Origin of the sequence: Niabella insulisoli, assembly GCF_039652435.2 — a bacterium.
In the GTDB taxonomy this organism is placed as follows: domain Bacteria; phylum Bacteroidota; class Bacteroidia; order Chitinophagales; family Chitinophagaceae; genus Niabella; species Niabella insulamsoli.
Genome location: NZ_CP190246.1, coordinates 2,878,344 through 2,898,631, shown reverse-complemented (window position 1 = coordinate 2,898,631; position 20,288 = coordinate 2,878,344). Strand labels below are relative to the sequence as shown.

Genomic DNA, 20,288 nt, shown 5'->3' with positions numbered 1-20,288 from the left:
GAGGCGTCTTCCCAGTCAAATTTTAATTACCCCTTTGATACTGCCGGCCATCAAATTTTAATATGGAGGTTTTGACCGTCGTTCTTTCCCGGGAGTCGCAGTCGCCATTGTTTTTAAAAGCGGTAGTATGGGTAATCTTGTTTCTTACTAAAATATCAAAGTAGCCGCCGGACTTTTTTCCGGTCATAGCGAGTGTTTTGTTGTGATCGGTAAATTCGCCATTGCAGTCGCCATCCCATTCTCCCGTTTCCATTTCAACCGTAAAGTTGTGCAGGATTTTCTTAAGCGTTTTTCCCGATAGTTCAAACAGCGAAAGGCTTTGCTCGCCATATGGATTGACTTGTGAAGAACCCCAAAAATGCAGCCGGAGGCCGAAGGCTCTTTTATTTTCCGTGACGAAGTAAGGGGCAGTGTCGATACTGATTTGCGCTAAGCGAATGGCGTCTGAGGTCCAACCGTTGGTTTTGTGGCTTTCAAAATAATAGTGAGTAATTTTCTTTGCAGCAACATTTGCCAAAGCAATGTGGGTGTTAAATGCAAAATAGCCATCTTCCTCACTGCCCGCTGCTATTTCGGGTACCACCACTACCGCCAGGTTGGGGTTGTTCGGTAGAATTTTAAACTTGTTTAATTCGGGCATTTGTCGCTGACTGGGGATGTCGAAGACATCTGCGACCAGATCAAAAAAAATATCGTCTATACCCATTTCGTACAGTGCTCCATTCGGTTTTATTTTTATAAAATTAACTTCCATAACAGGTACATCATCTTCATTTGGCGACATATAGTACGACCGGATGATCTTCTTTTTTTCAATGGTAGATGTATATCTACGCCATCCTTCGGATATTTCATCATAAGATACCATTTGTGAACCCATGATATTACCTTTTAAGTCATAATTGATAAGCCGGGTTTCCATTTCAAAATCGGCCTTTAAAACGGTGGCAACAACGGTGTGAAAATTTTCGGACAAATGCAACCGATAGGCGTTAATAGTGCAAATGCGGTAGTTTTTGCTATGCCAATTTTTATAAATTTTTGGTAACATAAAAAGGTCTGCATCTATAGGTTTGTAGTCGTCTATATCAATAAAACTATCGAACGAAGTACTATCAATCAGGGGTACAGTTTTTAGCGGCAGTTTTAGAAGGGCTTCCTTTAAAAAGGTACCGTGGTTGATATACTCGGCGTTTGCTTTCGTTGCTTCATCCTGTTCTCCTGTTATTTCCACAGCGCCCGGGGCCGGGCGTTTGTGTTTGTTTCCATGCTCCTGCGCCATTAATTGGCAGGAAAAAATCAATAGGAAGAGTAGGGTGTAGTTTATTTTCATTAGAAATGCTAATTATTGGTTATAAAAACCGTGTCTGTTTTTACAGGAGCCCATTCTTTATCAAAATAGTTCAGTAAGCCGTAAAGCCTTGCGCTATCGGTGCGGCCTATATGTATGGTAAAAGTGGCCAGTTTGTATTTGTGATACATCCCCAATTCTTCTACCACCAAGCCGCCAAAATCTTCTTCGTTATCTATAAAGTAAGCAGTTCCGGCATCGCTAAACAACAACGGGCTCCAGTTTTTATAGTATTCATAAAAACGAAGGGAATAATTCGGTTTTATTAGCTGCGTACTTTTCATTTTCTGGGTTACAAAATTTTTTATGGCTTGATGGAGGGCCGTCTTATCTTCAATGGGGTGTTTGACCAAAAACAAATCGGGATACACCCTGGATTGGATAAATTGCATTTTTACGAAAAATGACTGATAGATGGTAAGCGCCAAAACTAAAAGGCACAGCGATGAAAATACTCCAATCGCCCGCGCCTTTTTAGCAAACGTCCATTTAATAATTTTGTAGAGCAGCAGGAGAATGCCTCCGCTTGCTACAAGTAAAAGCAGGATAAGGACAATTTCCATTTTTAAGTAAATCAATCATTTTTCCAGCAGCCACGCATAAGTGCAGACATCGCCGCTATGAGCAACATTATCGACGATCGAAATTGTTTTGATTGCCTATTCTTGTTATCAATAATCCATTTTAATAAAATCTCCGTTTAATTTGTATTGGAAGCTAAACGTAGTGCCGCCGGTTTCGGGCTGTAGCATCACCAAATATTCAGCTTTCGACACATCGCCATTATCCGGATATTGTACGGAAGCCATGTGCAACCTCGGGTTTTGAAGCTGTTTTTCTTTAGTGAGTTGAGCCTTTGAAGTTTCGATCAGCTCGCCCAATTTAGCCAAACTTACGGTTTGACCCAACTGAAACATGAAATCTGTAGCTTGAGATCCCTGCGGAATTTCAATAGAAATATCCTGGTTTTGCGTCCAGTTGCCTTGAGTTTGGTTCCATTGCCCCATTTTCAGTGAAGCGGGATCCTTTGTTACCGTTACGCCTACTACATTTCCGATGGATTCGTTGTACGTGACATTTATATCGGTGTAATAGGCGTCTGCGCCAAATTTGCTTTTTAATTCGTTTTCAATAGCCGAAAAGCCATCCTCGTTGGCGGCTTGTTTGTGGCCTGACTCGCCGCAGGAAAGAACAAAATGCACCAGGAAGACAGATAAAATGAGCGCTAATCGTTTCATAATTTGTATGTTTTTTGAATGAGCGACAAGGATAGCGATAAAATGAGAAAAGCGCTTTATTGCATCGGGGGTCAAAAAGGGGGACAGGATGCTATACTATTGAAAAACAACGATATAAATTTGTTTGGTAGCGTAGTTTAGAACTTATTTAAATAGACCGAAAGCCGTTGGTTTTCATCTAAATGCATCTTTTTTCTTACCCGGCTTCTTGCTTTTTTCACGCTCTCTGGCGCAATATGAAGAATCTCTGCCACTTCCTTTTGCGAATAGCCAATTTTAAGTAAGGTAATCAAGCGGATTTCGGATTTTGTTAAATCGGGATGGGCTGCCAGAAGGGAGGAAACGAAATTTGGATTTAACGCTTTAAACTGTTCTTTAAAATCTTTCCAATCTGATTCGTCGGTGTAGCTGTTCTCGATTAATTTGAAAATGCTGATCAGGTCCGTTTTAGAAGATATTTGATTTTCTTTTTCTAAAAGTTGGGTGCGATTTTGAGAAAGTTCGGTTTCTAAAATTTCACTTTTCAACAGCTTCTTTCTAATTAAACGGGAAATAAAATAAGTAAAGCTGAAAAATTCGAGGATGGTGCCCACTTTAAAATAAGAGAATGGATCGCCGGGCAAGATTGTGGTATGGCTGTCGATCAGCCCCAACGTTACAAAAAACAAAAGTATAGAATAGGAAATCAGGTAGTAAGTAGATTGTAACTTTCGCTTTTTAAAAGCCATCATGACGGTGACGAGCGATACAATGATCCATACGAACCCCACGAGATTCTCAAACTGATGTAAATGGCGGATGGAAGTATTGAAATATACCAACTGGAAAAGCGTGCTTAGCCCAAGCGTCGCAAAAAGCAACGTCTGTGTAAACCGGTAATACCTGGGATGCGTGATTTTGATATCCAGGAAATTGAGCGTAAACAACACGCTGAAAAGCACCCAGATCCTTATCGAAATAAACATCAGGTGGTCGACCCAGGCCTTGCTTAAGCCCCAGCCATAAAGCCTGCCTTCCACAAACAAATACATCAGGCAACCCGATAAAATGTAGGCAGCATAATAATAATAAATGTCGCTTCGAAGCATTCTGAAATAAAACAGATTGAAACATAGCAGTAACACCACAGCGCCATAAAAGCCCATGTCAAACAAGGCGGTTCGCTCTTTAAGGGCTAAAAAATCCTCGACGCTCATTAATTGCGGGGTGGCCTGCAAAATTCTGCCATCGCTGAAGGTTGTCATGAGAAAGCTAGCATTCTCAAAGGGTTCTAAACGGATTTTAAAATTCGGTTTGGCGAATTGAAAAGCCCGGTGATCATATTTTTCAAAATTGACCGTCCGTTGGGGAAGGAGGCGTTTTTGAGAAGTGTCCAGTTGATAAAAACGATAATTATGATTGATAAGATCATTGCAAAGCACCACAAGTTCCGAAGGGTTTTTACCGTTTGCAATATCCAGTTTGATCCAAACTGTGCCGCGATAAAACCCCAAATCCAAATTGGCATTGTTGTCAAAGGCAACTTCGTTAAACTTCTGTATGCTTTTCGTCACATCTTTGACGGCCGTGAAAGCATAATCCGCTTCGATATACGTTTTATGCGAACAGGCGCCAAGCAGAAAGCTAATGGCGATAGCGAAATAAATATAAATATGATTGCTGTTCTTCAATTTTAGCCTTCAAATTCGGTTTTTACTTTACGCGAAGGGATTTAAAACGAAACGGCTGAAGCATAAGGGAACTTTCGCAACCTGTTTTTGATAATCATGTCGTGATGTAAAAATGCTGATAGCCTGCAGTTCATTTTGGTTTTGGCATTTTTGCAAAAATAAAACACGATTTTATTCGCGTACTAAAATAGCATTTTTTGCAGATCGCTGACGTCTTTTCCGGCGGAACCGGTGTACCGCCAAACAAAAATCCCTGTAAAGTACATTAACAGGGATTTTGCGCTTTGTGAAAGCTTCCAGCGGAGAGAGAGGGATTCGAACCCCCGGACCTGTTACAGTCAACGGTTTTCAAGACCGCCGCATTCGACCACTCTGCCATCTCTCCGGGCGCAAAATTAGGGGTGTGGCCGCAATCGGCAAAATTCATTTTATATAATTGTAAACTTTTTTCCATTAAAAAAGACCTGCTGGCTGAGGGCAGGTCTGAAGAAATCATAAGGACGATCTTTAAAGATCAAATTTTAAACGAAGGCCAGCGCCTGTGTATTTCAAGCTTTGCTGGCCACCGGTATTCATCGGTACTTTTACAAAAGGCTCCAACGAAATCGCATTTTTATCAGAGATCTTCTGACGATAACCCACCGACATATTGTAAAATCCTAGTAATGGTGTATGCTCCGACGATGAAGGAGTGGGAGCGTGGTCGGTCGTATTGAGTTCATTGAACGAAACAATTTTATCCTCTTTCGGCGTGCCCTTGCTGGTTTCTACCGAAATCTTGACATTGTGGTTGTCGGTGTACGTGTAAGTTTTATTGTCGTTGATGACAACGAGCGCTGATACGCCGGCGGTGGCATAAAATTTCCGGTTGATATTGTAATTCACTTCAAGCGGTATGTCCACTCCTGATACATAGCCCTCAATTTGCTGCAACACCTGGGTGCTCTGAAAGGTATTAGGCGCTACAGAGCTATAGGTAATCAAACTGTTCTTTGCGCCTGTCAGCTCGCCCGCACCCGAAGCGCCAGCCGCACCGGAAATAGGTGCATCCGCAGCCACATTGTTAAACCCGGAAGTCGCAGCTTCGTTATCCCCAAAAGCCCTCGAGGCAGAGATCCGTGTGTGCGCAATGCCCGAGCTGATCTTTATTTTATCATTAATAGCGTACCCCAGCGACACGCCATAACCCATATTTACGCCCAACTCATCAAACAAAGGCGACACGTATAAGCTCGGCTGCCATTTTCTTGTTTTTTCTTTCTCATGGCTGCGACGATCCGGAGCGGAAGCAGTGTTGGCTGCAACCAGGGATGGCCTTTGTTGCGGGTTGGCGACAGTTACTTTTTTATTATCCGAAGGCGCACCGTTCACGACGGGGCTATTCCAAAAGTCAACTTTGGGCGGTGCGGTCGCGTCGTTTTTCGCAATACCATTTGTATTAGGTAAGCTGGTAGCCACTGTAACCCCGCCGTTTACAATAGCAGGGATCGGCATTTTGGCGATAAGTTGTTCGTTGCCCGTCGACGCCACCGGCCGGTGGCTGGGTGTCCAGGCAGGAGGCGCATCATGCTTCATAATGATGTTGGTCCTGTCACTGGTTTCGCTTTGAGCAACTTCAGATGTGGTGCCTGTTTGCGGCGCTGAGGCGGGTGGGAGGGTGGTTTCCGTCGCCGGCACCTCCCCTTTCGAAGCGATGGGCTTTTCCAGTCCTTCGTTGCCCAGTCGGTTGAATAGCAAAATGCCGGCAAAAATTGCAGCGGCTGCAGCGGCAGTCCAAAGCCAAAGTGTCGCCCTTTTCGGGCGCCTGACCACATGGCTGCTGGCCGCAAACCGCTCCCAGGCCCCCTCATTGTAGGGCTCTTCGTGGTTGCGAAGGGCGTTTTTTATTTGATGAATAATATCGTCATTGGGATCTGTCATGTCCTGAAAGTTTCGTTATACAGGGATTTTAATTTGTTTTTGGCCCTGGATAAATAAGACCGGCTCACGTTTTCAGGGATTTCCAGCAAATGGGCAATTTCCTGATGGGTGAAGCCTTCTATTTCGTATAAATTAAATATGGCTTTTTGTGTTTTAGGAAGTTCATTCAATAGTTTAAGAATATCTTTTGCTTCAGAAGTCTGCATTGGTACCAATATTGGCGCTGTATGCATTTCGGAAATATCATCCCTGCCAAAATCTATTTTCTTCTTTCTCAAAAAATCGATAGCGGTGCGCGACGCGATCTTTGCAGCCCACGCTTTAAATGAAGTGGTGATATCTCCATGCTGGCCCAGGGCGTTGAAAGAAGAAATATGGCTGAAAATTTTTATAAAACTGTCGTTCACCAGTTCTTCAGCAAAATGATAATCGCTCACATAGCGAATCACCACGCCTTTTAAATAGCCGTAAAAGCTTTTATAAAGCGCTTCTTTGTGGTGCCTGAGATCTTCCTGGCAGCCTCTTAAGGTATGTTCTAGTTCATCTCCGCTGAGCCCCAAAGTGTGTTTTTTAAACTCCTTGTTACCAATCTTTTCGGTTTTGTTACCTTCTTGTCTGTAACCTGTCAGATATCTATCTTCTACTATGACCATCCGGGCTTATTAAACTACTGATCTGTAAATATCTTCCGCCTGCTCATCGTCTCGTGCCTTACCACAGCCTACAATTCAAAAAATCAGCCTGCCTGCAGTGTGCAGGCAAGGGCTGATTAAGGTTTCATAAAGGTACGGGTCAAAATATTTAATGCGCAAATGCGTCAAGTTTTATTCGCGTCCCGGCTGCGTCGCTTCCGCCAACATAACCGCCACACCAAATGGTGTAAATATTACCCCAACGTAGGTTTACGGGCTCATAAGTAGCCAGTAAGGTACCGGCGGCATTTTTTACTTTAAATACTACTCCTGTTTCGGCTTTATAACTGAAGAAATTGCCTGCAGTTTTATACGGAATATTTGATGCAATGGGCGTTGTGTTGTCTCCTACATAAAGGCTCAGGCCAGCCGCATCGGGGCTCATGTTAGCAAATCGTATGCGTACAGAATCTGCGCCTGCCGAACGGGTACTGTCTCTGATCAGCACTGCATCCATTTTAGAAGCAGTGTCCACCAGGAAAACCGAGTAATATTTGTTTACATCGAAGTTGAGCGATTTTGAAAATATCGGGTTCGCGGTCGAAGCGCCGGCGTTGTAAACTTTCAACATGCGATTTCCGGTGTAGGCCCGGAAATATTCAATCCGGTCAGTATAATCGAAATAATTAACGCCAAGACGGTTATTATCCAGCGCCACATCCAAAGCAGGCGTGCCGGCCGAGGCGTGAATGATCGCCACCGCTGCGGCGTCAGGTAAATTTTGATAGTCGTCGGATTTGGAGCAGCTAGCGAGCACTACTGCTAAAAGGCTTAAAGTGAGCAGGTTTTTAGAGAAAATAAGATTAAAAAATTTAATTGCGTTCATTTTGAAATATGTTTTAAAGGGGATTGCATTAAAAATCTGTATCAGCTGATTTCTAAATACGAATACGTAAGCCACAAGGCAAACGCAACAGGCCCGGAAAAAAAACATAAATTTTTCCTAAACTGACATTTTTGCATATTTTTTGGTTCGGCACAATCATTGAAAAAAGGTATATGTCGCAAAATGCGGCGTTTACAAAAAACAACGAAAAATTATAAATATTATGGGTAAAATTATTGGTATTGACCTGGGTACTACCAACAGCTGTGTATCAGTAATGGAAGGTAATGAGCCTGTGGTAATCGCCAACGATGAAGGACGTCGAACCACGCCTTCAGTAGTGGCTTTCCTTAAAAATGGAGAACGCAAAGTCGGTGATCCGGCCAAAAGGCAGGCGATCACAAATCCTCAAAACACCATCATGTCTGTGAAGCGCTTTATGGGCCGCAGGTTTGACGAGGTGTCAGAAGAAATTAGCCATTGGAGCTACAAAGTAGCCAAAGGCGACAATAATACAGTGCGTATTGATATAGATGGCAGGCTTTATACGCCTCAGGAAATTTCAGCCATGGTTCTTCAGAAAATGAAGAAAACAGCAGAAGATTACCTGGGCCAGGAAGTGAACGAAGCCGTGATCACCGTTCCTGCTTATTTTAACGACGCGCAGCGTCAGGCCACCAAAGAGGCCGGGGAAATCGCAGGTTTGAATGTTCGCCGTATCGTGAACGAACCTACGGCAGCAGCGCTGGCCTACGGCCTCGATAAGGGCGGCAAAGACCATAAAATTGCCGTGTTTGACCTGGGTGGCGGTACTTTCGATATTTCTGTTTTGGAATTGGGTGATGGCGTTTTTGAGGTAAAATCAACCAACGGCGATACACACCTGGGTGGTGATGATTTTGATAAAGTGATCATGGATTGGTTGGCGGATGAATTTAAAGCAGACGAAGCGATCGACTTGCGGAAAGATCCTATGGCATTGCAGCGTTTGAAAGAAGCAGCTGAAAAAGCCAAAATAGAGCTTTCCAGTTCTTCAGAAACAGAAATTAACCTGCCTTATATTACAGCGGTAGACGGGGTGCCCAAACACCTGGTAAAAAAATTAAGCCGTGCAAAATTTGAGCAGCTGGCTGACGATCTTTTTGCGCGTTGTTTGAAGCCTTGCGAGGCCGCTTTGAAAGATGCGGGCATGAACGCAAGTGAGATTGAAGAAGTGATTTTAGTGGGCGGTAGCACCCGTATTCCTAAAGTTCAGGAAATCGTAGAAAAGTTCTTTGGTAAAAAGCCAAATAAAGGAGTTAACCCTGATGAAGTGGTAGCTATTGGTGCAGCTATCCAGGGCGCCGTGTTGACTGGTGAAGTAAAAGACGTGTTGTTGCTTGATGTGACTCCGCTTTCTCTGGGAATCGAAACCATGGGCGGCGTGATGACTACTTTGATTCCTTCCAACACTACCATCCCGACCAAAAAATCGGAAGTGTTCTCTACCGCCAGCGACAACCAGCCGGGCGTACAGATTCACGTGGTGCAGGGTGAACGTTCCATGGCAAAAGATAATAAGAGCCTGGGTATGTTTAACCTCGACGGTATTCCTCCGGCTCCCCGCGGCGTTCCCCAAATTGAAGTAATGTTCGATATTGATGCAAATGGTATCATGCACGTAACGGCGAAAGATAAGGGTACGGGTAAAGAACAAAAAATTCATATTGAAGCCGGCAGCGGTTTGAGTAAGGAAGAAGTGGAAAAGATGAAAGCCGAAGCCAAAGCGAATGAAGCTACTGATAAAGCAGAAAAGGAAAAGATAGAAAAGCTGAACCAGGCCGACAGCCTGATCTTCCAAACGGAAAAGCAACTGAAAGAATATGGCGATAAAATTCCTGCCGATAAAAAAGCGACCATCGAAAGCGCTGCAGAAAAGTTGAAAGAAGCGCATAAGCAGCAGGATGGAGCCGCTATCGACAGCGCTATGGCAGAATTGAACAACGCCTGGACGGCCGCCAGCGAAGATATTTATAAATCTGGCCAGGCAGGAGCAGAAGGAGCGCCGGGCGGTGAGCAAGGCAATGGCGCTGAAAACGCTCAACCCGGCGGAAATGCGGGTGCGGAAGACGTAACCGATGTGCCTTACGAAGAAGTAAAATAATAGCTAAAGCGTCATGCTTTCAAATTATAGGAAGCTGCCTCGAAAGATCGGGGCAGCTTTTTTAATGGCGTTCTGTTATCTTTGCCTCACAAAAGCCCCAACAATGAAAGTCATTTTTTCCGGTATCGTTGTACGCCACTTTTAGTACCGACCGATTTTTGCTCCGCAATTTTTTGGCTTCAAAATGCTACGGAAGCCATGTTTTACTTTCATTTTTTATTCCGTTTTTATGACAACAATATATAAGCCGGCCGGCAAATTAGCGTCAGCCGTCCGCCTGTTGAAAGAAGCGCTTCAGGGCAAAGACATCGATTATACCACGGTAAGTATTCGCAAGGCAGTGATGATGCTGGCCATTCCCATGATGCTCGAAATGATGATGGAGTCAGTTTTTGCGCTGGTTGATCTTTACTTCGTGGGGCATCTGGAAGAAAGCAGCATTGCCATTCAGACAGTCGGCCTGACCGAGTCCGTCCTGACTGTGATTTACTCCGTTGCCATTGGCATGAGTATGGCGGCCACCGCTTTCGTCGCCCGCCGGATCGGTGAAAAGAATAAAGAAGGTGCGGCGCATAGTGCAGCGCAGATATTGATTATTGCATTTGTGGTTAACACTGTTTTGAGTGTAGCCGGTGTCGTTTATGCAGAAGACATATTGATGGCGATGGGGGCAACGCCGCAGGCCGCAGCGCATGGCCAATTGTTTACTCAAATAATGATGGGGAGCAGCATTGCTATTATGCTGCTGTTTCTCATCAACGGGATTTTCAGAGGCGCCGGCAATGCCGCCATTGCTATGAAAAGTCTTTGGGTCGCCAATATTTGCAACGTTGTTCTCTGCCCCGTTTTTATTAATGGCCTGGGCCCTGTTCCTGCGATGGGGCTTACCGGCGCCGCTGTAGCCACGGCTACGGGCAGGTCTATTGGCGTGCTGTATCAATCATACCATCTGTTTTGGGGCAAAGGGTTGATCAGGTTAGCGGCGCGGCATTTCAATGTTGATACGGGGGTTATGAAGGCGCTCATAAAAATTGCAACGCCGGGCATCTTTCAATTTGTGATTGCATCCTGTAGTTGGATAGTTTTGGCGCGTCTCGTAGCAGTTACCGGCGGTGAGGATGGAAGCGCCGGCTATCAAACGGCCTTGAGGCTGATGATGTTTTTTATGTTGCCGGCCTGGGGGCTCAGCGGCGCGGCTTCTACTTTAGTAGGACAAAACCTCGGCGCAAATGCACCGCAGCGTGCGGAACAGAGCGTGATGAAAACCGTTAAGTACAATGTTATTTTTATGCTATCCGTTTCTGTCATTTTTTTTCTGGCAGGCGATTGGCTGGTAAGCTTTTTCAGCGAAGTGCAAAATGTGCAACACGTAGCGAAAACGGCCATGTACATCATGGCGGCGGGTTTTGTTTTTTATGGTGTCGGCATGGTGATGATTAATGCGTTTAACGGATCGGGCGACACCTGGACGCCGACGAAGATCAATTTTGCCGGCTTCTGGCTCTTTCAAATTCCAATCGCTTATTTGTTGGCAAACTATTTCGAGATGGGCGCGACAGGAGTTTTCGTGGCCATTCCCGTTGCTGAAACGGCGATCACCATCGTATCGTTTATTCTTTTTAAAAAAGGAAGATGGAAAATGCAAAAAGTATAAGCATGCAGGCAAAGGCTTTGCGTTTACTTTGCCGGCGAGCTGGAAAATTTTAGATTTACAGATATATTCGTAGCTTAAAATGATGAGGTAAAAATTATGACTTATTGCTTAGGAATAAAACTAAAAAACGGACTGGTGGGCATTTCTGATACGCGTATCTCTGCCGGCACTAATGTTACAACACGGAAAAAGGTGTCCGTTCATGAAGACGGGAAAAATTCGCTTTTTATTATGACCAGCGGCTTGCGGTCCGTGAGAGATAAAGCCATTACTTATTTCAGGGAACTTGTTTCCGATGGTATTCCTTATAACAAATTGTACGAAGCGGTAAACGCCTTTGGCGAACAGATCAAAAGAGTGGCTAAAGAAGATGAAGCCGAGCTGGCAGCTTCGGGGTATAAATTTAACCTCAACGCGATTGTGGGCGGCCAGTTGAAAGATGACAAAGAGCACAAACTATTTCTTTTGTATAGCGAAGGCAACTGGATTGAGATGGCGATGGGCTCTCAATATGCGATTATCGGAAACAGCGGGCAGGGCAAAGCAATTTTGAACCGCGTGCTTGATGAAAATACCAGTATCAAACAAGCTTTGAAGGCGGGTTTCCTGTCTTTCGATTCCACCCGTGTTAGCTCCAACGATGTTGAGTTTCCGATTGATGTGGTGATTTACGAAAAGGATACTTTTAAGATTATAGAAAACAGGTACGAGCATGAAGAGCTGAAGCCTGTTTCAGATGAGTGGGCAAAAAAATTGCACGAAGCGCTTGAAGACGTGCCGGACGGATGGATGGAAAAGGCGTTTAAAACCACCTGATCGGTCAACCAGCACTCTAAATCTCTAAACTTCTAAACCTTTTGCTAAGTCTCTGTTGACCGGGTGCCCCGTTATAAAATAAAAGTGAAAGATAAAGCGTCCCTTATAAAATTTTCATTTTTATCACGCAGGGGAATGAAAAATAAAGATCTGATAAATTCCGTTCGACCAACAAAACCATAAAAACATACGGATGAAATTTAAAATCTCCAGTATCCTTTCTTATCAAATTAAGAGCGACACGACTTTTTTTTTCAATATACAAGCGGCGCACACAAAAACGCAAAAGGTTTTGGAGGAGCAGCTTTTGACAAGCGCGGCGAATGTAATTCCCGAATCTTTCGACCGGCCGGCGCACAACGCGAGAATACTCCGCGTGCGGGTTGCCGACCCGGGATATTTTGAAATAAGCTATACAGCAACCGTGGAAGTAAACCTGAGGCCGGTTAAATTTAGCAACGCGGTGCTCGAATCGATCAATGATATTGATAATGAGGCAGCCGCTTACCTGTTTCCGAGCCGCTATTGCCAGGCAGACCGTATGTATAAATTTGCAGAAAGCGAATTCAAAAATAAAAATACCACTTTTGAAAAAGTAGCCGCTATCTGCAACTGGATTCACAAAAAAGTGCATTACGTAAGCGGTAGCACCAATGCCAATACTTCTGCTCTTGAAACGCTTACACAGCGGGAAGGTGTTTGCCGCGACTTCGCTCATCTCGGTATTGTGTTGTGCCGGGCGCTTTCCATTCCTGCAAGATATTTTGCCACCTATGCCAGCCGGCTCTATCCGCCCGATTTTCATGCCTGCTTTGAAGCATATATCGATGGTAAATGGATGCTCTTCGACCCGACCAGGTTGGTGCCATTAAACGGGCTCGTGAAAATTGCCCACGGCTACGACGCTGCTGATACTTCTTTCGCTAATATCTACGGCGATGCAGCGTCTATCGGGGTGGAAGTAATGTGCGCACCACTTGACGAGAAAGCCTTCGACCGGCAGATACCGAAAATGGGTTTGGTAAGTTACGCCTGAGCGGTTGTACTATCGGCTTTTACGAAACCTGCAAACTTAGCGGCCAAATACTTTTAAAATAGAAGGAATGCCCATGCTGCCTTCAAAAGTAGAAATCAGCTTTTTATTTTTATCATAAAAAGCCAGATAAGGGAGGTTTTTCATCTCATAATAAGCTGGCATGGTGTAAGCGATATCTTTGCCGACGGTGATGCCATAACGCGCCAGTTTGTATTGCGCTGCAAAAGCTTTCATAGCGCCAAAAGGCATGGTAGTGGCCATTACAATTTGAATGCCTTTAAATTTTTGAATATTTTTAATAAGCGCTTCGGTTTCGTGTTGGCAATGATCGCATTCAGGACTGAAGAACATAATAAAGAGCGGTTTGTCTTTTTCGAGCTTAGCCTTAAGGTGCCATTTTGTGGTACTGTCGGTAAGCAACAGAACCGATGGCGGCGGCGTACGCTGTTGAAGATACATGGGTTTATCCTGTGCAGAAGCAGAGGTATTGAAAATCAACAGCATAAAAAAGGCAACAACATACTTCATCGATCTATTTTTTCAGATTTAAATAAAGGTAACATATAGAATGGTTTTTAGTTCATAAAAAGAAAGGAGAAATTTTTTGATTATTACGATACTTTCGTAACTTAGCATATAAATCGTAATAAATGATAAAACTCACACCGCAGGAGGAGCAATTGATGATTGCCATTTGGAAAGTTGGTGAAGGCCATGTAAAGGCGTATATGGAGCACATATCCAATCCTGCGCCTTACACGACCATTGCCTCGACGATCAAGAACCTGGAAAAAAAAGGTTTTATTACCGGACGCCTTTTTGGCAACACGTATGTCTATAAACCCATCGTTACAGAAAATGAATACAAAAAGAAATTTATGGGCGGGGTCGTAAAAGATTATTTCAGCAACTCTTATAAAGAGCTGGTTAATTTTTTTATCGATCAAAAGAAACTCTCCGCGGACGAACTCAAGGAAATTGTGGACATGATTGAAGGAGGTAAAAGAAAAAAATAGATCCTCTTAAAATGCATTACAAATTTATAAATCTTTAACGCGCAAACATGCCTGCCCTAATTGATTATTTATTAAAGCTAAGTATCTGCCTCGCTATTGTTTACCTGTTTTATCAACTGTTTTTAAGGCGGCTCACTTTTTACAACTGGAACCGCTGGTACCTGCTGGGCTATACCGCGCTGAGTTTTATCATCCCGTTGATCGATATCATGCCTTCCCTCCAAAGCCGCGCTTTACAAGGCAATGCGATGATGGAATGGATACCCGTGATCGGTTTTGCTCCGGCCCGGCAACAACATTTTTTGGAAACGCTATCTTATTGGGATTGGTTTATAGCGTTGCTTTTGCTGGGCTCTTTGGTGCTGATGGTGCGTTTCCTGATCCGCTTTCATGCGTTTAAAAAAATGAAATCGAAGGCCGAATTAATTTCAGGCGACGAAATGAAAATTTACCAGTTGAATGAGCCTGTAACGCCTTTTTCTTTTGGCAACGCTATTTTTATTAATACCGAAATGCATAGTGGCGAGGATCTCGAAGAAATTATCAGGCACGAATTTGTTCATGTGAAACAAAAGCATACTGTTGATATCATTTGGTGCGAAGCGTTGTGCATATTGAACTGGTTCAATCCATTTGTATGGCTTATCCGCCATGCGGTAAAACAAAACCTCGAGTTTATTGCGGATGGGCAGGTATTGCAAAATGGTTTAGATAAAAAAGCGTATCAATATTTATTATTAAAAGTGATGGGTAACCGCCAGTTTGCGTTCACCAACCACTTTAATTTTTCATCCCTTAAAAAAAGAATAGCTATGATGAACACCTTAAAGAGCGCCAAAATTCACCTTATCAAGTTTTTGTTTTTATTACCCGTCGTAGCCGTGCTTTTGCTGTCGTTCAGAAAAGAAGTGATAAAAACACAGCTTCCAAACGTTGAGAATACAGCGGTGCAAGATGCGCAACCAGCTTCTATTCACCAAGCTGGACGGGTATTTTGGCAGCCGGATACCGTTCCCGAGATAAAGTTGAAGCCTGTTATTATCACCAGCAAACAAGATGAAAGGCCTTTAATCATTGTAGACGGGGAAGAGCAGGATAAGGATTTTGACATTAATACTATGGACGATATTGAAAGCGTATCAGTTTTAAAAGATGCCTCCGCCAGCAGTCATTACGGAGATAAAGGTAAAAATGGTGTCGTTGAAATTACCACAAATAGCAAGGCTCGGGAGGGCTTTCAGCTGCGAGGCCTAAAACCAGGTGAAACACCGCTGTATGTTTTGGATGGTAAACCAGTAAGCGCCGCGGGGATGAAGGAGATAAACCCCGATGATATCGAAAGCATTACTGTGCTGAAAGATCAATCAGCAGAAAGTATTTATGGTAGCGATGCCAAAAATGGCGTTATCATTATCACGTCAAAAAAATTAAAAAATGAAATTTCAACATTCCGCGCTGAAAATGACAAAGTGGTTTTCGAAGCTAATGGTTCAAGAATGATTGCCGATACCGTAATAATGAATAAAAACTTCAATTCCTCTTTCACATTTGTTAACGCCAAAAATGGAAGTGCAGGTGCCTTGAAAGGCGAAGTTGACCACATTACCGTTACTAAAAATGCAGCTGCAAGCGAGCCAAAAGCTCAGGGCAGCACGAAAGAGGTGGTAGTACAAGGCTATCGCGCTTCTCCTAAAAAGCTATTGGCCAATGGCAGCGCCGATACTTACTATGTGTTGGACGGCGCTCCCATTTCTTATAAAGAAGCGAAGGCGATTAAAGGAGAAGATCTTAAATCTATTGATATTTTAAAAGGGGATCAGGCTAAAAAATTTTACGGTGAGAAAGCCAGTAGCGGTGCGCTCATCATGACAACCAAATAGTATATACACTTGATCAACTCCAGGGCCCGGTCTATTTTTAAGATAGATCCGGGCTCTGTTCTAAATTATTGAAGGGCTTCTTTTTCTCGGTCAGTGCAAAAAATAAACTGGTAACGCCCCAACCGATCCAATATAAATAAATGCCGGCGTGAAAACGTGCTCCAAGCCAACGGTGTGTGATATCGGTTCTGAAATCCCGGAATGTGAAATACAGTCCTGCAAGAAAAAGGATAAAAAAACCGATCAGCGCAATTTTCCTGTTCAGGCCTTTGAGCGCTTTGTCAACAAAATAAAGAACAAGAAAAATAAGCATCATCGCAGCGAAAAAGAAAAGCGCCGATTGCCACCAGCTCGTGAAAAATGAAAATTGTTTGTAAAAGAAACTAATCCCGAGATTTCCTACCAGAGAGATACCGGCCGTTAAGTTGCCCGAAAGCAGCGCTAAAAAAGCGAAAATGAAAATCAGGAGCAGGTAATTTCTTTTCATTCGTAAATTTTTATGGTTTGATAGGTCGCATGGAACTTATAATGAACGTTTCATCTGTTTACTTTTTTATTTTTTGATGGTCGCCCGCAAAAAATGCTATACGGATCTTTTGGAATCTCCCGATCCTTTCATCACTTTTTGTGCCACATTGCCAATGCTCAGTCCCTGAACCAATATGCTAAAAACAACCACCAGGTAAGTGACCACCAGCAGCATGTCTTTTGTTTCTGATGAAGGCAGCGACAATACCAGCGCCAGTGAGAGGCCGCCTCTCAATCCGCCCCACCAGATGATTTTCGCGGCTTTTTTATCCATATTCAAAAAACGGCCCAACAGTTTTTGCGGAATGAATACGACAAGGAAACGGCTGAACAGAACAATAAAAATGGTGATAACGCCCAATACAATATAGGCGGGCTTGAACTCGACCAGCAATATCACAAAAGCGATCAGCATAAAAAGCACCGCATTGAGCACCACATCCACCAGTTCCCAAAATTTATGAACGTATTCCTGAGTAGTGTCGCTCATGGAAATACCTTTTCTAAAATTACCTACCATCAGTCCCATAACCACCATGGCCAGCGCGCCAGAAATATGTACATAATTGAAAAGCGCATACCCCGCCATCACAAAAGCCAGTGTTAGCAACACTTCTGTTTCATAGTGATCGATTGTTTTTAGCAGCACATACAGTGCGTATCCGAAAATCAGCCCGACCGCAATGCCGCCTACGGCTTCCTGAATAAAAAGCAGGCCAAAAGCAGAAAAATCGAAACTCGTACTGCCCGATCTCACAAGCTCTAAAAGCGCAATAAACAGCACCACACCAACGCCATCGTTAAAAAGGCTTTCGCCGACAATAGTCAGTTCCGTTTTTTTCGGCACGTTGGCTTTGGACAGAATGCCCAACACCGCGATAGGGTCGGTGGGGGAAATCAACGCGCCGAAAAGCAGGCAATACATAAAGCCAATGTTGATGCCCACTAATGGCGCCGTATAAAAAAATAAAGTGGCAATGATAACTGTTGAACATAAAACGCCGAGCAGCGCAAAAACCGATATCGACCTGATCTCCTTTTTAAGCTTTGTCCAATCGGTGTGAAGCGCGCCTGCAAAAAGTAGAAAGCCCAGCAGAACATCAATGATAATATTTTCAATATGGGCTTTTTCAATCAGTTCCCGATATCTTTCTACCGGCAGGTCAAGCCAAATATGCAGGCCGAGGATGCCGATGGAGAGGATAGTGGAAAGCAAAAACAATCCGATCACGAATGGCAGTTTGATCCATCGCTGATTGATATAGGCAAAAGTTGCCGACAGGCAAATAAGAATGATCAGGTAGCTGTAAACAGTCATTGGTGTTGATTTTTAAAAAGGGTTGCCGGCCTTTAATCTGCTAATTGATAGATCTCCCGGTAATTTCTTCCCAGGCCATCGTAGTCTAAACCATAGCCTACCACAAATTTATCGGGAATTACAAATCCTGTATAATCGATCGGAACTTCATACTGCGTCATTTCTGATTTGTGAAGCAGCGTCACTACTTTCAATGCGGCCGGTTGCTGATGTTGCAACTGCGGTAAAAAATAATGAAGCGTTTTGCCGGTGTCGATAATGTCTTCGAGTAACACCACGTTTTTGCCGTGAAGGTCGATGTCGAGGCCAATCGCGGTGGTAACACTTCCGGTCGAGTTGAGCCCTTTGTATGAGGCGAGTTTGATAAAACAAACCTCACTGTCAATGGTCAAAAATTTGAAGATGTCGGCCGCGAACATAAAAGACCCGTTGAGGATCGCTATAAAATAAACCTTCTGGCCCGCGAAATCGCTGTTGATGTGTTCAGCAAGTTCGCGAATGCGGCTTTGAAGCTGCTCCTCGCTGAGGTAGGGCTGAAAAATTTTATCATGAACCTTAATCGTATTCATACCATGTATTAAAAGCGATTAATTTTTAACCAGCGAACTGTTGCCGTCGTGCAATTTTATCTTGCTGCCAATTGCGGGCGAGTCGAACCTGGTGAGTTGATTGTACTGTAAAATCGATTCCAGCCGGACACCCTCTTTTTGTGCAATGTCGTAAATATTTTCACCGGCCTCCACTTCGTGGTAAGCTTTTTCCGAAACCGTTCTTTTTAACTGGAGAAAAACCAAAGTTCCCTGTTTAACCGTTTCGAGCGGTTCCATAAAGTCATTAACGGCGAACAGCCTGCTTAGAGGAATATTGAACCGGGTGGCAATTTCCTGTAAGGAGGTTCCCGCTTTTACATATAAAACCCGCGCTTTGTTGATATTAAATTCAGCTTCGGGATAGGTAACCGCTGGCGCTGTTTCAGCAACAAGCGGCGCTGTATTGGTTTTTTTTCCAAAATAATGATTGACATCTTCATTAAATGCCAGTTGGCCCAAACCCATTAGCGTATAGGCTTCCAAATCATATTTTTCAATAAAATTGATGATCAGCTGCGGATAGCGGGGGTTGGTAGCGTATCCGGCTTTTTTTAAACCGTAAGCCCATCCTTTATAATCAGTGGCATCAAGTTCGAATAAAGCCGCATAGCGAGAGCGGTTTTTTAAAAAATCAGAGTGGTCGCGGTAAGATTGTTCGGCATTTTCATATTTCATAAACCGTTCCTGGGGCCGGTCATCATCATGTAATACGTAGGGGCCGCTGTATCCACTTTTACATTTGATACCAAAATGATTGTTTGATTTTAAAACCAGCGGGCTCTGCCCGGCCATCGTTTCGTGAATGCCCTGTGCCAGCTTAATCGCCGCGGGAACCCCTGTCCGTTGCATTTCTTCAACGGCAATGCCGCAGTAAGTTTTGATATAATTTTTAATGATTTCGTTGTTTTGCGCCTGGCAGAGGAAAGCAGCACCCCATATGGCCAGCGTACAAAAAATTTTTTTCATCATATTTGTTCATATTTTTCGGATCAGATAAAGCCCGTCTCTAATAGTTAAAACCAATTTTTCTATATCCGTTCTGTCGCTTATAAATTTATTGAACTGGCGGATCGCTTTGGCGCTTTTGCCTTTGGCGTTTTCTTTCAAAGCTTCTCCGTGAAAAAAAATATTATCGGCTAAGATAAAACCATTTTTTTTAACATGAGGGAAAACGAGTTCGAAATAGTCGATATAGCCAGGCTTGTCAGCGTCAATAAAAACCAGGTCCCATTGTTCCTTCAGCTCGGGAATAATGGCTGCGGCCTGGCCCGTATGAAGTTTTATTTGATGCTTCAAGGCTGATTTGTCAAAGAAGCGGCGCGCGATTGCTGCTGTCGTTTCCCTAAATTCGATGGTGTGGATTTCGCCCGTTTCGGTAAGGCCCTGCGCCAGGCAAAGCGCGCTGTAGCCGGTAAAGGTGCCGATTTCCAGGATACGCGCGGGCCGGATCATGCAGCTGATCATTTTTAGCAATTGCCCCTGTACATGGCCGCTCAGCATGTGAGGCTCTGCATGATGCTGCTGCGTAAACGCGTTGATTTCAGCGAGCAGCGCATCCTCTGCGCTCGTGTGCTGATCAGCAAATTGGGTTAAAAGTTCGTAATCCATGT

General features: G+C 43.8%; 19 protein-coding genes and 1 tRNA gene. 6 read left to right on the top strand and 14 right to left on the bottom strand.

Going from position 1 to position 20,288, the window contains the following annotated elements; all coding sequences use genetic code 11:
- Positions 1–22: 22 nt before the first annotated feature.
- From ABDK00_RS12010 to ABDK00_RS11975, 8 genes are all read right to left on the bottom strand, one after another.
- Positions 23–1,333 carry a hypothetical protein gene (locus ABDK00_RS12010; RefSeq protein ID WP_346237155.1) on the bottom strand — a complete coding sequence of 437 codons (1,311 nt, stop codon included), beginning with the start codon at positions 1,331–1,333 and terminating at the stop codon, positions 23–25.
- An 8-nt stretch (positions 1,334–1,341) separates the two neighbouring features.
- Positions 1,342–1,914, bottom strand: a complete 573-nt coding sequence (locus ABDK00_RS12005) for a hypothetical protein (protein WP_346237156.1) — start codon at positions 1,912–1,914, stop codon at positions 1,342–1,344.
- A gap of 108 nt (positions 1,915–2,022) precedes the next feature.
- Positions 2,023–2,589: a hypothetical protein gene (locus ABDK00_RS12000; RefSeq protein ID WP_346237157.1), complete on the bottom strand. Its 567-nt coding sequence runs from the start codon at positions 2,587–2,589 to the stop codon at positions 2,023–2,025.
- A 137-nt stretch (positions 2,590–2,726) separates the two neighbouring features.
- Positions 2,727–4,259, bottom strand: coding sequence for a 7TM diverse intracellular signaling domain-containing protein (locus ABDK00_RS11995; RefSeq protein WP_346237158.1), 1,533 nt, complete (start codon positions 4,257–4,259; stop codon positions 2,727–2,729).
- A gap of 300 nt (positions 4,260–4,559) precedes the next feature.
- Positions 4,560–4,644, bottom strand: a tRNA-Ser gene (locus ABDK00_RS11990).
- A gap of 122 nt (positions 4,645–4,766) precedes the next feature.
- Complete coding sequence (locus tag ABDK00_RS11985; protein ID WP_346237159.1) at positions 4,767–6,179, bottom strand: hypothetical protein; 1,413 nt, start codon at positions 6,177–6,179, stop codon at positions 4,767–4,769.
- Positions 6,176–6,832, bottom strand: coding sequence for an RNA polymerase sigma factor (locus ABDK00_RS11980; protein WP_346237160.1), 657 nt, complete (start codon positions 6,830–6,832; stop codon positions 6,176–6,178). Before ABDK00_RS11980 ends, ABDK00_RS11985 begins: the two co-directional genes overlap by 4 nt.
- A 148-nt stretch (positions 6,833–6,980) precedes the next feature.
- Entirely contained in the window at positions 6,981–7,697 is a 717-nt protein-coding gene (locus ABDK00_RS11975) for a DUF4397 domain-containing protein (RefSeq protein ID WP_346237161.1), read from the bottom strand.
- A gap of 223 nt (positions 7,698–7,920) precedes the next feature.
- Between ABDK00_RS11975 and dnaK the strand changes: the two genes are divergently transcribed.
- The 4 genes from dnaK (at position 7,921) to ABDK00_RS11955 (ending at position 13,346) form a co-directional block, all read left to right on the top strand.
- Positions 7,921–9,840 carry a molecular chaperone DnaK gene (gene dnaK, locus ABDK00_RS11970; protein ID WP_346237162.1) on the top strand — a complete coding sequence of 640 codons (1,920 nt, stop codon included), beginning with the start codon at positions 7,921–7,923 and terminating at the stop codon, positions 9,838–9,840.
- A 229-nt stretch (positions 9,841–10,069) separates the two neighbouring features.
- Positions 10,070–11,494 (top strand): MATE family efflux transporter, encoded by a 1,425-nt coding sequence (locus ABDK00_RS11965; RefSeq protein WP_346237163.1) that lies wholly within the window; start codon positions 10,070–10,072, stop codon positions 11,492–11,494.
- Between the two features lie 96 nt (positions 11,495–11,590).
- Entirely contained in the window at positions 11,591–12,310 is a 720-nt protein-coding gene (locus ABDK00_RS11960; protein WP_346237164.1) for a hypothetical protein, read from the top strand.
- Between the two features lie 193 nt (positions 12,311–12,503).
- Positions 12,504–13,346, top strand: coding sequence for a transglutaminase family protein (locus ABDK00_RS11955; protein WP_346237165.1), 843 nt, complete (start codon positions 12,504–12,506; stop codon positions 13,344–13,346).
- Between the two features lie 36 nt (positions 13,347–13,382).
- Here ABDK00_RS11955 and ABDK00_RS11950 read toward each other — a convergent pair whose 3' ends face one another.
- A complete protein-coding gene (locus ABDK00_RS11950) occupies positions 13,383–13,874 on the bottom strand; it encodes a TlpA family protein disulfide reductase (protein WP_346237166.1) in 492 nt (163 codons plus the stop codon).
- Positions 13,875–13,996: 122 nt separating this feature from the next.
- On the opposite strand from ABDK00_RS11950, the gene ABDK00_RS11945 reads away from it, so the two are divergent.
- Complete coding sequence (locus ABDK00_RS11945) at positions 13,997–14,362, top strand: BlaI/MecI/CopY family transcriptional regulator (RefSeq protein ID WP_346237167.1); 366 nt, start codon at positions 13,997–13,999, stop codon at positions 14,360–14,362.
- A 47-nt stretch (positions 14,363–14,409) separates the two neighbouring features.
- The gene (locus tag ABDK00_RS11940; protein ID WP_346237168.1) at positions 14,410–16,242 is read left to right on the top strand and encodes a M56 family metallopeptidase; all 1,833 of its coding nucleotides are present in this window, start codon (positions 14,410–14,412) and stop codon (positions 16,240–16,242) included.
- A gap of 37 nt (positions 16,243–16,279) precedes the next feature.
- Here the strand turns inward: ABDK00_RS11940 and ABDK00_RS11935 are convergent, their stop codons facing one another.
- From ABDK00_RS11935 to ABDK00_RS11915, 5 genes are all read right to left on the bottom strand, one after another.
- Positions 16,280–16,729: a cytochrome d ubiquinol oxidase subunit II gene (locus tag ABDK00_RS11935; RefSeq protein WP_346237169.1), complete on the bottom strand. Its 450-nt coding sequence runs from the start codon at positions 16,727–16,729 to the stop codon at positions 16,280–16,282.
- A gap of 96 nt (positions 16,730–16,825) precedes the next feature.
- On the bottom strand, positions 16,826–18,088 hold the full coding sequence (locus ABDK00_RS11930) for a sodium:proton antiporter (RefSeq protein WP_346237170.1): 1,263 nt from the start codon (positions 18,086–18,088) through the stop codon (positions 16,826–16,828).
- Between the two features lie 32 nt (positions 18,089–18,120).
- Positions 18,121–18,657, bottom strand: coding sequence for a hypoxanthine phosphoribosyltransferase (gene hpt, locus ABDK00_RS11925; protein ID WP_346237171.1), 537 nt, complete (start codon positions 18,655–18,657; stop codon positions 18,121–18,123).
- An 18-nt stretch (positions 18,658–18,675) separates the two neighbouring features.
- Positions 18,676–19,647, bottom strand: a complete 972-nt coding sequence (locus tag ABDK00_RS11920; protein ID WP_346237172.1) for a glucosaminidase domain-containing protein — start codon at positions 19,645–19,647, stop codon at positions 18,676–18,678.
- Positions 19,648–19,653: 6 nt separating this feature from the next.
- Positions 19,654–20,286, bottom strand: coding sequence for an O-methyltransferase (locus tag ABDK00_RS11915; RefSeq protein WP_346237173.1), 633 nt, complete (start codon positions 20,284–20,286; stop codon positions 19,654–19,656).
- Between the last annotated feature and the right edge of the window lie 2 nt (positions 20,287–20,288).

Coding starts and splice junctions, on each gene's coding strand:
- ABDK00_RS12010 (WP_346237155.1), bottom strand. CDS start 1,333: ATGAAAATAAACTACACCCTACTCTTCCTATTGATTTTTTCCTGCCAA.
- ABDK00_RS12005 (WP_346237156.1), bottom strand. CDS start 1,914: ATGGAAATTGTCCTTATCCTGCTTTTACTTGTAGCAAGCGGAGGCATT.
- ABDK00_RS12000 (WP_346237157.1), bottom strand. CDS start 2,589: ATGAAACGATTAGCGCTCATTTTATCTGTCTTCCTGGTGCATTTTGTT.
- ABDK00_RS11985 (WP_346237159.1), bottom strand. CDS start 6,179: ATGACAGATCCCAATGACGATATTATTCATCAAATAAAAAACGCCCTT.
- ABDK00_RS11980 (WP_346237160.1), bottom strand. CDS start 6,832: ATGGTCATAGTAGAAGATAGATATCTGACAGGTTACAGACAAGAAGGT.
- ABDK00_RS11975 (WP_346237161.1), bottom strand. CDS start 7,697: ATGAACGCAATTAAATTTTTTAATCTTATTTTCTCTAAAAACCTGCTC.
- dnaK (WP_346237162.1), top strand. CDS start 7,921: ATGGGTAAAATTATTGGTATTGACCTGGGTACTACCAACAGCTGTGTA.
- ABDK00_RS11965 (WP_346237163.1), top strand. CDS start 10,070: ATGACAACAATATATAAGCCGGCCGGCAAATTAGCGTCAGCCGTCCGC.
- ABDK00_RS11960 (WP_346237164.1), top strand. CDS start 11,591: ATGACTTATTGCTTAGGAATAAAACTAAAAAACGGACTGGTGGGCATT.
- ABDK00_RS11955 (WP_346237165.1), top strand. CDS start 12,504: ATGAAATTTAAAATCTCCAGTATCCTTTCTTATCAAATTAAGAGCGAC.
- ABDK00_RS11950 (WP_346237166.1), bottom strand. CDS start 13,874: ATGAAGTATGTTGTTGCCTTTTTTATGCTGTTGATTTTCAATACCTCT.
- ABDK00_RS11945 (WP_346237167.1), top strand. CDS start 13,997: ATGATAAAACTCACACCGCAGGAGGAGCAATTGATGATTGCCATTTGG.
- ABDK00_RS11940 (WP_346237168.1), top strand. CDS start 14,410: ATGCCTGCCCTAATTGATTATTTATTAAAGCTAAGTATCTGCCTCGCT.
- ABDK00_RS11935 (WP_346237169.1), bottom strand. CDS start 16,729: ATGAAAAGAAATTACCTGCTCCTGATTTTCATTTTCGCTTTTTTAGCG.
- ABDK00_RS11930 (WP_346237170.1), bottom strand. CDS start 18,088: ATGACTGTTTACAGCTACCTGATCATTCTTATTTGCCTGTCGGCAACT.
- hpt (WP_346237171.1), bottom strand. CDS start 18,657: ATGAATACGATTAAGGTTCATGATAAAATTTTTCAGCCCTACCTCAGC.
- ABDK00_RS11920 (WP_346237172.1), bottom strand. CDS start 19,647: ATGATGAAAAAAATTTTTTGTACGCTGGCCATATGGGGTGCTGCTTTC.
- ABDK00_RS11915 (WP_346237173.1), bottom strand. CDS start 20,286: ATGGATTACGAACTTTTAACCCAATTTGCTGATCAGCACACGAGCGCA.